A 13,001-nucleotide genomic window follows, 5' to 3' on the forward strand; every position below is an offset into this window, starting at 1 on the left:
CCAACAATACGAGGTCCTGCATAATCATGCAAAGCGATTCCGGTGCCGCGGCGACGCCAACCAACGACCGCTCCTGGGCGCGGCCCGGGGCAGCCCCGCCAGCCGCTGGTACCGTGCCGCGGACATGGCCCTACCACCATCGGACGACGCGCTGGCAGCCGTCAGCGAGGCCTTGCTCGGCATGGCCGGCGACTTGTCCCTCGACGGCGTGCTGCACCAACTCGTGGCTGCCGCTCGCCGGCTCGGCGGTGCCGACTACGCCGCCCTCGGCACACCCGACGGCGACGGTGGGTTCGCGTGCTGGATCACCGACGGCATGTCCGACGAGACCATCGACGACATCGGGCCGCTCCCCCGCACCCACGGTGTGCTCGGTGCCATGTTGGAGGAAGCGGCCGCCCACCGCACCGACGACGTGCGTTCCGACCCCCGCTTCGGCGGCTGGTGGCCCGAAGCGCATCCGGAGATGCAGCCGTTCCTCGCGGTGCCGATCGTGTTTCGCGGCACGGTGGTCGGCGCCTTCTACCTCGCCAACGACGAAGGCGGCGCCCGCTTCTCCACTCAGGACCAAGCCAGCGTCGTGGGGCTGGCCCAGCACGCCGCGGTGCTAATCGAGCACGCCCGGCTCTACGAGCAGAGCCGCGAGCTCACCGTCACCGCGGAACGCAACCGGCTCGCCCGCGAACTGCACGACGCCATGACGCAGACCATGTTCAGCCTGCGCCTCACGCTCGAGACCGCGTCGTCGGCCCTCGGCACCGACCCCGAGGCCGCCGCCGCACCCCTCGACGAGGCCCGGCGCCTGGTCGACCTGGCGTTCGACGAGTTGCGGTCGCTCGTGTTCCAACTCCGGCCCGCCGCGCTCGACGACGACGGGCTGGTGGCCAGCCTCGAACGCTACCTCCACGTGTACCGGCGGGCCCACGGCCTGCACGCCGCCTTGGTGGCCAACGAGGCGATCGTGCTCTCGCCCGAGACCGAGCGGCAGGTCTTCCGCATCGTGCAAGAAGCGCTCACCAACGTCGTGCGCCACTCGAGCGCCAGCAACGTCGAGGTCCAGCTGGCGCCCGACGGCCCAGAGCTGCGGGTGCGTGTGGTCGACGACGGGGCCGGGTTCGACCCTGATCAACCCGGCGTCGCGGCGCGCCACCTCGGCCTGACCTCGATGCGCGAGCGGGCCGAGGCCGTCGGCGGCACGTTGTCGATCCGCTCCGCGCCCGGCCACGGCACCGGCGTGGAAGCGCGGGTGCCTCGTGGGTGACGAGGTGAGCGCGGTGATCCGGGTGCTGGTGGTCGACGACCATCCCATCGTGCGCCAAGGCCTGCGGACGTACCTCGCCACGCGGCCCGGCATCGACGTCGTCGGCGAAGCAGGTGACGCCGACGCCGCGGTCGCGCAAGCCGCCGAGCTGCGCCCTGACGTCGCGCTGGTCGACCTCGTGCTGCCCGGGGCCGACGGCGTCAGCACGATCGAACGCCTGCACGCGCTGGCGGCGCCGCCACGGGTGCTGGTGCTCACGAGCTTCGCGGGCCAAGACCGTGTGGTGCCGGCCATGCGCGCCGGGGCGTCGGGTTACCTGCTCAAGGACGCGGCCCCCGCGGAGCTCGAGGCCGCGATCCGCACGGTCCACCGCGGCGGCGCCGTGCTGGGACCTGGCGTCGCCGAGCCGGTGCTGGCCGAAGTGTCGCGCCCGCACACCGTCGCCGGGCTCGACGAGCTGACCCCGCGCGAGCGAGAAGTGCTCGGGTTGCTGGGTCGCGGCTTGTCGAACCGCGAGCTCGCGGCCGCGCTGGTGGTGTCAGAGAAGACCGTGAAGACGCATGTGAGCTCGGTGCTGTCGAAACTCCACTTGGCCGACCGCACGCAAGCTGCGCTGTGGGCGGTCCGCAACGGCCTGACCGGCGACGGCTGACCGCCAAGTGCTGACGGGGCGACGGTTGAGACCCACCGGCAGCGATGCCGGGGCGGCTCTGCGGCGAGCGCGCCGCCCGGCGCCCGGCGGGTGAGGTCCTAGGACCTCCGACCGAGGAAAGTCCCCACCAGCGGCCGATGGCGGGGCGGATGGCGATCCGTACCGTTCGACGCATGACCACCAACCCGGAACCCACCGCCACCACCCCGGCTTCGCACCCCGCCACAGCACTGGTCACCGGCGCATCGCGCGGCCTCGGCCTCGCCTTGGCCCGCCGCCTCGCCGCCGATGGCTGGCACCTGGTGATCGACGGGCGCGACCCCGCCACCTTGCACGCCGCGGCCACCGAGCTCGCGTCGCACCGCGTCGTGCGCGCCATACCCGGCGACATCACGTCGCCCCGGCATCGCGAGCACCTGGCCGCGGCGGCAGGCGAGCTGGGCGGCCTCGACCTCGTCGTCCACAACGCCGGTGCGCTGGGTCCGTCGCCGCTGCCGCCCGTCGACGAAGTCGCGCTCGACGCGGTCCGCGACGTGCTCGAGGCCAATGTCGTGGCGCCGCTGGCGCTGACCCAGGTGCTGCTCCCCCACCTGCGGTCCGGCGCGGTCGTGGTGGCGATCACGTCCGACGCAGCCGCCGAGGCGTACGCCGGGTGGGGCACGTACGGCGCGTCAAAAGCCGCCTTCGAGCAACTGTTCGCCGTGCTCGCCGAGGAGCACCCCGAGCTGCGCGTGTTGCGGATCGACCCCGGCGACCTGCGCACCGACATGCACCAGGCCGCGTTCCCCGGCGAGGACATCTCCGACCGCCCCCTGCCCGCGGTGCGGGTTCCCGCCATCGTCGACCTCGTCGCCGGTGCGTTCCCGAGCGGGCGCTACCAGGCGGCCCACCACCGACAGGAGGTGCCGGCATGACGGCCCCCACACCCACGCCGACCGCCACCGCCGCGTCGACCGCCCTCCCCGCGACGAGCGCCGAGCCGGGGACGGAGTCCTCCCGCGCGGCCGCCGCGGCCGGTCGACCCCAGGGCTGGTCGGACGTCGACTTCACGCTCGACCCGGCCCGCATCGCGCCCGCACCCGTGGAAGCCCGTGGCGGCCGGCGGGACGCCACGCCCATGATGGTCAGCCACCGCGACACCGGCACGATCGTGCATGCGACGGTGTCCGACCTGCCCGACCTGCTCGACGAAGGCGACGCGCTCGTGGTCAACCGGTCGGCGACGCTCCCCGCGGCCGTGCGGACCACCGACGGTCGCATCGTGCACTTGTCGACCGAGCTGCCCGGCGGTCTGTGGACCGTCGAAGTCCGCCGCGCGTGCGGCGCCGGCTCCCGGCCCTGGTTCGATGGGCGAGGTGGGGAGACGATCGACCTCGTCGGCGGCGGCAAGGTCGAGCTGCTCAGCACGTACCCCGTCGACACCCCCGCGCCGCACCGGCTGTGGGTGGCGCACCTCGACCTCGGCGCGCCGCTGACCGAGTACCTCGGTCGCAACGGCCGGCCGATCCGCTACGGCTGCATCGACGACGCCTGGCCGATCCGCGCGTACCAGACCGTGTTCGGCGAGGTGCCCGGCTCCGCCGAGATGCCGTCAGCCAGCCGACCGTTCACCGCCGAGCTGGTCGCGCGGTTGCGCGCCCGAGGCGTGCGGTTCGCACCGATCACCTTGCACACCGGCGTGTCGTCGCTCGAGGCCCACGAGCCTCCGTACGCCGAGCGCTACGAAGTGCCGGCGGCCACCGCCGAAGTGGTGAACGACGCACACTGGGAAGGTCGCCGCGTGGTCGCCGTCGGCACCACCGCCACCCGAGCCCTCGAGACCACGGCTGACGACCGCGGGGTCGTCCACCCCGGCGGCGGTTGGACCGAGCTGGTGATCACCCCCGAACGGGGCGTGCGGGCCATCGATGGAATCATCTCCGGCTGGCACGAACCCGAGGCCTCGCACCTGGCGTTGATGGAGGCGGTGACCGGGCGCGACCTGCTGCAACGCAGCTACGACGCGGCGCTGGCCGGCCCGTACCTGTGGCACGAGTTCGGCGACCTGCACCTGGTCCTGCCCTGACCTCCAGCGGCGGCCAGGCCACCGCGGTGGCTGCGACCGCCGCGGCGCGTCGCAGCGGGACCGGCGAGATCCGAATCGGCGCTTCGGCGAGTCGGGCCGTAGCCTGGATCCATGCCTGAGCTGCGGTCCCGCACCACCACCCACGGACGCAACATGGCCGGGGCCCGCGCGTTGTGGCGGGCGACGGGCATGACCGACGCTGACTTCGACAAGCCCATCGTCGCCATCGCCAACAGCTACACGCAGTTCGTGCCCGGCCATGTGCACCTCAAGAACTTGGGCGACATCGTGGCCGAGTCGGTGCGGGCCAACGGCGGGGTCACCAAGGAGTTCCACACCATCGCCGTCGACGACGGCATCGCCATGGGCCACGGCGGCATGCTGTACAGCCTCCCGAGCCGCGAGATCATCGCCGACTCGGTCGAGTACATGGTCAACGCCCACTGCGCCGACGCGCTGGTGTGCATCTCCAACTGCGACAAGATCACGCCCGGCATGCTCAACGCCGCGCTACGGCTCAACATCCCCACCGTGTTCGTGTCCGGCGGGCCGATGGAGGCGGGCAGAGCCGTGGTGGTCAACGGCGTCGCCCGAGCCGCCACCGACCTCATCACCGCCATCTCCGCCAGCGCGTCGCACGAAGTCGACGACGAAGGCCTCGGCGAAGTCGAGCGGTCGGCGTGCCCGACGTGCGGCTCGTGCTCGGGCATGTTCACTGCCAACTCGATGAACTGCCTCACCGAGGCGCTCGGGTTGTCGCTGCCCGGCAACGGGTCCACGCTCGCCACGCACGAGGCCCGGCGCCAGCTGTTCGTGGAAGCCGGCCGGGTCGTCATGGACCTCACCCGCCGCTGGTACGAGCACGACGACGCGTCGGCGCTGCCGCGCAACATCGCCAGCAGGCAGGCGTTCGAGAACGCCATGGCGCTCGACGTCGCCATGGGCGGTTCCACCAACACCGTGCTGCACATCTTGGCGGCGGCCCGCGAAGCCGGGCACGACTTCGACCTGGCGGCGATCGACGCCGTGTCGCAGCGGGTGCCGTGCCTGTCGAAAGTCGCGCCCAGCTCCGACTACCACATGGAAGACGTGCACCGGGCCGGCGGCATCCCCGCGCTGCTCGGCGAGCTCGACCGGGGCGGCAAGCTCCACCGCGACGTCCACGCAGTGCACGCACCCGACCTCGACACCTGGCTCGGCCGGTGGGACATCCGCGCCGCCAACCCGACGCCCGAGGCCGTCGAGCTGTTCTACGCGGCGCCCGGCGGCGTGCGCACCACTGAACCGTTCAGCACCGACAACCGCTGGAAGAGCCTCGACACCGACGCGACCACCGGCTGCATCCGCGACATCGACCACGCCTACCTCCCAGAAGGCGGCCTGGTGATCCTGCGGGGCAACTTGGCGCCCGACGGTGCGGTCATCAAGGCGGCGGGGATCGACGAGGAGCTCTTCCGCTTCAGCGGCCCGGCGCGGGTGGTCGACAGCCAAGAAGCCGCCGTCGACTTGATCCTCGGTGAGCACGTGCGACCCGGCGACGTGATCGTGGTCCGCTACGAAGGCCCCTCTGGTGGGCCCGGCATGCAGGAGATGCTGTATCCGACCGCGTTCTTGAAGGGCGCCGGCCTCGGCAAGGAGTGCGCGCTGATCACCGACGGTCGCTTCTCCGGTGGCACGTCGGGCCTGTCGATCGGGCACGTCTCGCCCGAAGCGGCGGCCGGCGGCCTGATCGGCCTCGTGGAGGAAGGCGACACGATCGAGATCGACGTGCATGCCCGCACCATGAACTTGGCGGTGAGCGACGACGAGCTCGCCGACCGCCGCCGCAAGATGGAGGCGTCCGAGCACCCCTGGCAGCCGACCGGCCGCGACCGCGTGGTGAGCCAGGCGCTGCGCGCCTACGCCGCCCTGGCGCTCAGCGCCGACAAGGGCGCCGTGCGCGACCTCTCACGCTTGTCGGACCCCGCTCGCTGACCACCCCCTGATCGCCCCTTCGACCCCAACTGGGCGGAGAACCGCCGGCCCGGGCAACCACATCCCCACCCACTCCGGGTGTTGTCGGGTTGGGGGTGGGGGGTCAGGCGCGGAGGGTGGCGCCGTGGGTCTGCTCGACGGCGGCTACGAGCTGGTCGCGGGCGGTGGCCAAGTCGCGGTCGTCGAGCGTGCGGTCCGGGGCTTGCAGCCGGACGCGGTAGGCCAAGCTGCGCCGGCCCTCGCCGACTTGCGCGCCGCGGAACACGTCGAACAGCTCGACTGACTGCACCAGCTCGCCGGTCGATCGGATGGTGGCAGCCACGGCCAACGCCGACACCTCGTCGGCGACCTCGAACGCCAAGTCGAGGTCGGACGACGGGAACTTCGACACCAACCGGTACGTGCGGTCGCCGTGCGGGAGATCCTGCAAGCGGCCCAAATCGACTTCGAGCCACGCCACTCGCTCGGGGATCTCGAAGGCGTCGAGCACCTCGGGCGCGACTTCGCCCACTGCGCCGATCACCTCTCCCCCGACGGACACCGCGGCGGAGCGGCCTGCGTGCAGCCCCGGCAGGGGGGTGTTGGCCAAGTCGACCTCGCCGACGGCCAGGGCCTCGGCCAGCACGTGCCACACCTCGACCGCCGCGGGCGCCTCCTGCCCGGACAGCGCGACGGCCAAGTGCTCGCGCTCGTCGGGCAGCAGCTGACCGGCTGGAGGCGTACCGATGACGTGGCCGATCTCCCACAGGCCCACGCCGGTGTTGCGATGGCTGGTGTTGTGCGCCACCGCCTTCAGCAGGCCGGGCCGCAAGCTCGTACGCAGGATCGACTCGTCGGCGACCAGTGGGTTGAGGAGCGCGATGCCGTCGTCGGGGAGGCCGGCGCGGACCAGGTCGCCGGGCGCGAGGAACGACAACGGCATGGCTTCGCTGAGGCCGAGCCCGGCGAGCACCCGGCGGACTTGGCGCCGCTCGAGCTGCCGCGTGGTCAGCTCGCCGAAGCGGGCCGCGGTCGGCACCGTGGCCGGGATGCGGCTGTAGCCGTAGAGCCGCGCGACTTCTTCGACCACGTCGATCTCGGTTTCGGAGTCGTAACGCCACGGCGGGATCTCCACCGTGAGGCCGTCGGCCCCCACCGTGGTGGTGAACCCGATGGGGTCGAGCAGCTCCTTCATCTGATCGGGTGACAGCTCAGTGCCCAACAGCGCGTTGACGCGATCGGGACGGACCGCGACCGGCGGGCGGTGCGGGAGCGAACCGCGGGCGTCCACCATGCCCTCGACCACTTCGGCGCCGCAGATCTCCTGTGCGAGCTGGCAGAAGCGGGCGGCCGCCACGTCGATGACCTCGGGATCGGTGCCCTTCTCGAACCGAGCCGACGCTTCGGTCCGCAGCCCGAGCCGGCGACCGGTCTTGGCGACGGCGATCGGCAAGAACCAGGCGTTCTCCACCAGCACCCGGGTGGTGCCGTCGTGGATCTCACACGACGCGCCACCCATGACCCCGGCGATGCCAACGGCTCGGTCGTCACCGTCGCAGATCAACAAGTCGGCGGGGTCGAGCTCGCGCTCCACGTCGTCGAGCGTGGTGAGGCGCTCGCCGCCGGCCGCCCGCCGCACCCGCAACGTGCCGTTGGCCACCAAGTCGAGGTCGTAAGGGTGGTTGGGCTGGCCGAGCTCCAACATCACGTAGTTCGAGATGTCGACCAGCGCGTTGATCGGCCGCATCCCGAGCAGGGTCAGGCGGCTGGCCATCCACGCCGGTGACTGGCCCACGGTGACGTTTCGCAGGATCTTGGCGGTGAAGCGACCGCACCCTTCGGGGTCGACGATCTCGACGTGGACGCCCGCGCCGGCATCGCCCGCGGCGGTCTCGCGGACCTCGGGCGTGGGCAAGTTGAACGGCACGCCCAAGCGGGCTGCGAGGTCGCGTGCCACACCTGCCACCGACATGGCGTCGGGCCGGTTCGGGTTGACCTCGAGGTCGTACAACACGTCGGATCCGATACCCAGCGCGCCGGCGACCGGCTCGCCGGGCTCGACGCCCGCCTGCAGGATGAGGATCCCGGCGCCCTCGTGGCTGAGGTCGAGCTCCGCGGCCGAGCACAACATCCCGTTCGACCACTCGCCGCGCAGCTTGCGTCGCTCGATCTTCATGCCGCCCGGCATGGTGGTGCCGAGGGTGGCGAGGGGGACGAGGTCGCCGACGGCCATGTTGAACGCACCGCAGCAGATCTGCAGCGTGGCTTCGCCCTCGGGACGCAGCGCGCGCCCCGGGTCGACGTCGACCAGCTGGATCTTGTCGGCGTTGGGGTGCGGCCGGAGGCCTTCGACGCGGGCCACGACGATGCCGTCGAGCCCTTCGCCGACCACCCGCTGCTCTTCGACGGCAAGGCCGAGGTCGCTCAACACCTCGGCGATCTCGTCCGGCGACCCTTCGATCGGCGCGAACTCGCGCAGCCAGGACAGGAGCACCTTCATGAGATCTGCTCCCGCATCAGAACTGCTCCAGGAAGCGGATGTCGTTGGTGAACAGGTCGCGGAGGTCGTCGACGCCGTGACGGGTGATGGCCATGCGATCGATGCCGAAGCCGAACGCGAAGCCGGAGTACTCATCGGGGTCGATGCCGCAGTTGCGCAACACGTTGGGGTGCACCATGCCGCACCCGCCGAGCTCGAGGAAGCTGCCGTCGGGCCGGATGATGTCGAACTCGGCAGACGGTTCGGTGAAGGGGAAGTACGACGGCCGCAGCCGCGAGCTGAAGTCGCCGCCGAAGTACGCCTTGGTGAACGCGTCGATCGTTCCGGCGAGATCGGCGAACGTGATGCCCCGGTCCACGACCAGCCCTTCGATCTGGTGGAAGACGGGCATGTGGGTGGCGTCGGCCGTGTCGGAGCGGAACACCCGGCCGGGCATCACCGAGTAGATCGGCGGCGCGCTGCCCTCCATCAGCCGGATCTGCACCGGCGACGTGTGGGTGCGCAGCACGACATCGCCCGGCTCGCCGAGGTCGACGTACAGCGTGTCGTACATGTCGCGGGCCGGGTGCCCCGGTGGGAAGTTGAGGGCCCCGAAGTTGTGCCACTCGTCTTCGACCTCGGGGCCTTCGGCAACCGTGAACCCGAGCCCGACGAACACGTTCTCGAGGTCCTCCATGGCCTGGGTCACCAAGTGGAGGTGACCGGCCCGGCGGCGGGTGCGGACCTCGGTGAGGTCGAGACGCTCGGCGTCGATGCGGGCCTGCCGGTCGGCCGCGTCGAGCGATGCACGCCGGTCGGCCAGCGCGGCTTCGATCGCGCCGACGGCCGCGTTGCGGGCCTGGCCGACCGCCTTGCGCTGCTCCGGCTCGAGGCCGCCCATCTCGCGCTTCACGCGGGTGAGCTCGGAGCCTTTGCCGAGGTACTCGGCGTCGAGCTCGCGCAGCTCGTCGAGCGTCGTGGCCGCCGCGATGCGTGAGCCGGCCGCGGCTCCGAGCGCGCGGATCTCGTCGATCACCGCTTCGCCCCGCCACGGCTCAGGTCATTGAGGCGCATACCGTGCTCGCTTGGTCGGTCCCATGGTGCCGGCAACCCTGTCGGAGCGTTCCCGGTGGCGTCCAATCGATTTGGGCGGCGCCCGGCGTAGGTCAGGACGAAGCCGGCGGCCGGATGGGCAGCTCGAAGCGGAACGTGCTGCCCCGCCCGACCGTGGATTCGGCGGTGAGCCGCCCCCCGTGCGCTTCGACCAACCCCCTGCTGATCCACAGCCCGAGTCCGGTTCCGCTCGGCTTGTTGTGGCCCGCCCGGAAGAACCGCTCGAAGATCCGAGGCAGGTCCTCTGCGGGGATCCCCTCGCCGTGGTCGCCGACCGACACCGTCACGTGCCCGTCGGCCACCTTCCCGCGTACGGCGAGACCCACGGGACTGGCGTACTTCACGGCGTTCTCCACCAGGTTGGTGAGGACCTGTTCGATCTTGTCGGGATCGCACAACACCGGCGGGAAGTCGTCGGGGAACTCGAACGTGCACGTGAGGTCGGGGTACTCGAGGCGAACTTTGGCCACCACCGACCGGGCCAGCTCGACCAGGTCGACCCGCTGGCGGTGCAAGGTGAGCCGGCCGGTCTCCAGCCGGCTGATGTCGAGCAGCTCGGTCACCAGGCGGGTGACGCGGTCGGCGTCGTGGTGGACTTGCTCGAGCATGAACCGCTTCTGGTCGTCGCCGAGGCGACCCCAGCGGTTGAGCAGCAGCGAGGTGTAGCCCTTCACGGCAGTGAGCGGCGACCGGAGCTCGTGGCTCACGGTGGCGACCACTTCCATGGCATCGGCAGCCTGGCGCTCGCGGCGCAACGACACGATCACGCCATCGGCGTTGCCGTTGTTGGTGGACCGGGCGATCGCGGCGGCTTGCACCGGGAACGCCTCGTGGCCGGGCGGATGCAGGAGGAACGTGCGCAAGTGCAGCTGGGCGGCGTCGACCGGGCCCCGGGTCCACGCCGAGCGGCCCGTCGTGGACTGCAACGGCACGACCACGGCGGCCTCGGACCCGATGAGCAGCTCGCGACCCCGGCCCAACAGGTCGACGGCGAGGTCGTTCACGTCGACGACCACACCGAGACCGTCGACCACCACCACCGCGTCGGGCAACAAGACGTGCTGCAGCTCGCCGCTCACGTCAACCGACCAACCCGTCCGGCTCGCCGCGACCCGCGCGCGCCGCTCGGCGCTGGCGCGCGGCTTCGAAGCACAGAATCGACCCGGCAACCGCCACGTTCAGCGACTCCACATGGCCCTCCATCGGAAGCGACACGCTACCGGTGGCGTGGGCTCGAAGCTGGTCTGGTACCCCATGGGCCTCGTTGCCGAGCACGAACGCAGTGGGGCCCGTGAAGTCGACCTGGTCGTAGACGGTCGCGCCGCTCGCCTCGGTGAGCCACACCTGGTGGCCGGCCGCCCGGAGCTGGTCGAGCAAGCGAGCCGTCGGTCCTTGCGCCACCGGAACCCGGAACACGGAGCCCGCCGACGCCCGCACGCACTTCGGCCCGTACGGGTCGACCGCGTCTCCGCCAAATGCGACCACGCCCACCCCCGAGGCTTCTGCGAGCCGGACGAGCGTTCCTGCGTTGCCGGGATCGGCGATCGCGTCGAGGACCAGCACCAGATCGGCCTCGTGCAGCGGTGCGGACCCCTCGGGGATGCGTGCCACCGCCACGATCGGGCGCGGCGTGACCACGTCGACCGCCGTGGCGAGCACGCCGGCATCGACGTCCCACCGCGGGACCCCGGCCGCCCGGACCGCCTCGACGGCACGCACCGAGGCGGCGTCGCCGGCGAGGACATCGGAGGCGACGAACACCTCCTCCAGGGTGATCCCCGATTCGAGCGCTTCGAGCACGAGGGTCGGGCCCTCGATGACGAACGCGCCGTCCTCGACACGCCGGCGCCGCCGACGCGAGAGGTGGCGCAGGCGTGCGAGCCGGGGATTGCGCGAGCCGAGGCGGCGCGCCACCGGATCGGTCAGCGGGACCTCACGACGCGGCGGGTTGCGCCTCGCTCGCCACCTTCACCAGCGCGGCGAACGCGTTCGGGTCGGTGACGGCGAGGTCGGCGAGGATCTTGCGGTCGACCTCGACCCCCGCCACGTGCAGCCCGTTGATGAACCGGCTGTAGCTGATCCCGTTGGCCCGGCAGGCCGCGTTGATGCGCTGGATCCACAGCTTGCGGAACTCGCCCTTGCGGGCGCGACGGTCGCGGAACGCGTACTGCAACGAGTGCATGACCTGCTCGTTCGCGGCACGGTACGACCGGCTCTTGTTCCCGTAGTAGCCCTTGGCGCGTCCGAGGACGGCCTTGCGGTGCTTCTTGGCGTTGACGGCGCGCTTGACCCTGGCCATCGTTGTTGCTCCTTTGCGTGCGTGAGGGGAGGTGCCGGCCTGCGCCGACAGGGCCAGCCGGGGCGATCGGTGCGCCCGGCGGCCTTCGGATCAGAGGCCGAGCAGCTTCTTCATGCGGTCGCGGTCACCGTGGGCGAGCTCGGTGGTCTCTCCCAGGTGGCGCTTGCGCTTCGGGGCCTTCTTCTCGAGGATGTGGTTCAAGTTGGCCTTGCGGCGCATCAACTTGCCGGATCCGGTCACCTTGATGCGCTTCTTCGCGCCTCGGTGGGTCTTCATCTTTGGCATGGACATCTCCGTCGTCGCTGGCCGTCACCGGCCGTTCGTGCCGGCCAGGGCCGGAAATCAGTTGGGGTCGGTGGGGGTCGGCTCTGCGGGACCGGTCGCCTCGTCGGCCGGGACCGCTGGCTGGTCACCTTCCGGCGCCCGACCGTTGGCCGCCGCCTCGCGTCGCTGGGCGGCGGCGTGGGCAGCCTGTGCCTTGCGGTCGGGGGCCAGCACCATGGTCATGTTGCGCCCGTCGAGGCGGGGATAGATCTCGACTCGGCCCACGTGCTCGACCGCCTCGGCGATCCGGTCGAGGATCCGCTGCCCCAGCTCGGGGTGTGCCACCTCGCGGCCACGGAACATGATGGTGACCTTGACCTTGTGGCCTTCGCCCAGGAACTTCTCGACCTTGCGGGTCTTGGTGTCGAAGTCGCCGCCACCGATCTTGGGGCGGTACTTCATCTCCTTGACCACCACGTTGGTGGCCTTCTTCCGAGATTCCTTGGCTCGCTGCGCCGCTTCGTACTTGTACTTGCCGTAGTCCATGATCCGACACACCGGCGGGTTGGCCTGGTCGGCCACCTCGACGAGGTCGAGCTCGAGGCTGCGGGCGATCGTCAGGGCGTCGGGCAGGGGCTTGATGCCGATCTGCGATCCGTCGGGCCCTACGAGCCGGACCTCACGGGCACGGATGCGCTCGTTGATCCGGGGTTCACCATTGCTGGGTGGCGGAGCTATGGCCGGTCACTCTTCATGCGAAACGTCTTCTCCTCGACGTGATGGACAGGGCTGATGGCGCCCGAAAACGAAAACACGCGGACGCCGGAAAGCCGACATCCGCGAAACCGCGGCCAAGCCGCGGATCCGGTGCATCGACCCGGCGCACTCCTCGATCCGCAGGACCGGGGTGGCCAG

12 protein-coding genes are annotated in these 13,001 nt (G+C 71.2%); 5 read left to right on the top strand and 7 right to left on the bottom strand.

Annotated features, from left to right (window positions below; all coding sequences use genetic code 11):
- The first annotated feature begins 124 nt into the window (after positions 1 to 124).
- The 5 genes from VHA73_02545 (at position 125) to ilvD (ending at position 5,952) form a co-directional block, all read left to right on the top strand.
- Positions 125 to 1,261, top strand: a complete 1,137-nt coding sequence (locus VHA73_02545) for a GAF domain-containing sensor histidine kinase (GenBank protein HVX16885.1) — start codon at positions 125 to 127, stop codon at positions 1,259 to 1,261.
- Positions 1,262 to 1,265: 4 nt separating this feature from the next.
- Positions 1,266 to 1,913: a response regulator transcription factor gene (locus tag VHA73_02550; protein ID HVX16886.1), complete on the top strand. Its 648-nt coding sequence runs from the start codon at positions 1,266 to 1,268 to the stop codon at positions 1,911 to 1,913.
- Between the two features lie 173 nt (positions 1,914 to 2,086).
- Positions 2,087 to 2,827: an SDR family oxidoreductase gene (locus VHA73_02555; protein ID HVX16887.1), complete on the top strand. Its 741-nt coding sequence runs from the start codon at positions 2,087 to 2,089 to the stop codon at positions 2,825 to 2,827.
- Entirely contained in the window at positions 2,824 to 3,978 is a 1,155-nt protein-coding gene (locus tag VHA73_02560; GenBank protein ID HVX16888.1) for an S-adenosylmethionine:tRNA ribosyltransferase-isomerase, read from the top strand. The genes VHA73_02555 and VHA73_02560 overlap by 4 nt, the downstream gene beginning before the upstream one ends.
- A 111-nt stretch (positions 3,979 to 4,089) precedes the next feature.
- Positions 4,090 to 5,952, top strand: a complete 1,863-nt coding sequence (ilvD, locus tag VHA73_02565; GenBank protein HVX16889.1) for a dihydroxy-acid dehydratase — start codon at positions 4,090 to 4,092, stop codon at positions 5,950 to 5,952.
- Between the two features lie 103 nt (positions 5,953 to 6,055).
- On the opposite strand, the gene pheT is transcribed toward ilvD, so the two are convergent.
- The 7 genes from pheT to infC all read right to left on the bottom strand — a co-directional run bounded on the left by pheT (position 6,056) and on the right by infC (position 12,824).
- Complete coding sequence (pheT, locus tag VHA73_02570) at positions 6,056 to 8,431, bottom strand: phenylalanine--tRNA ligase subunit beta (protein ID HVX16890.1); 2,376 nt, start codon at positions 8,429 to 8,431, stop codon at positions 6,056 to 6,058.
- 16 nt (positions 8,432 to 8,447) lie between these two features.
- Complete coding sequence (gene pheS, locus VHA73_02575) at positions 8,448 to 9,446, bottom strand: phenylalanine--tRNA ligase subunit alpha (protein ID HVX16891.1); 999 nt, start codon at positions 9,444 to 9,446, stop codon at positions 8,448 to 8,450.
- A gap of 130 nt (positions 9,447 to 9,576) precedes the next feature.
- The gene (locus tag VHA73_02580) at positions 9,577 to 10,602 is read right to left on the bottom strand and encodes a HAMP domain-containing sensor histidine kinase (GenBank protein HVX16892.1); all 1,026 of its coding nucleotides are present in this window, start codon (positions 10,600 to 10,602) and stop codon (positions 9,577 to 9,579) included.
- Between the two features lies 1 nt (position 10,603).
- Positions 10,604 to 11,437 carry an RNA methyltransferase gene (locus VHA73_02585; GenBank protein HVX16893.1) on the bottom strand — a complete coding sequence of 278 codons (834 nt, stop codon included), beginning with the start codon at positions 11,435 to 11,437 and terminating at the stop codon, positions 10,604 to 10,606.
- Positions 11,438 to 11,456: 19 nt separating this feature from the next.
- Complete coding sequence (gene rplT, locus VHA73_02590) at positions 11,457 to 11,822, bottom strand: 50S ribosomal protein L20 (GenBank protein ID HVX16894.1); 366 nt, start codon at positions 11,820 to 11,822, stop codon at positions 11,457 to 11,459.
- A gap of 90 nt (positions 11,823 to 11,912) precedes the next feature.
- Positions 11,913 to 12,107 carry a 50S ribosomal protein L35 gene (rpmI, locus tag VHA73_02595; GenBank protein HVX16895.1) on the bottom strand — a complete coding sequence of 65 codons (195 nt, stop codon included), beginning with the start codon at positions 12,105 to 12,107 and terminating at the stop codon, positions 11,913 to 11,915.
- A 57-nt stretch (positions 12,108 to 12,164) separates the two neighbouring features.
- Positions 12,165 to 12,824, bottom strand: coding sequence for a translation initiation factor IF-3 (gene infC, locus VHA73_02600; protein ID HVX16896.1), 660 nt, complete (start codon positions 12,822 to 12,824; stop codon positions 12,165 to 12,167).
- Between the last annotated feature and the right edge of the window lie 177 nt (positions 12,825 to 13,001).

The sequence above is a fragment of the Acidimicrobiales bacterium genome, from assembly GCA_035547835.1.
Lineage (GTDB): Bacteria > Actinomycetota > Acidimicrobiia > Acidimicrobiales > Iamiaceae > DASZTW01.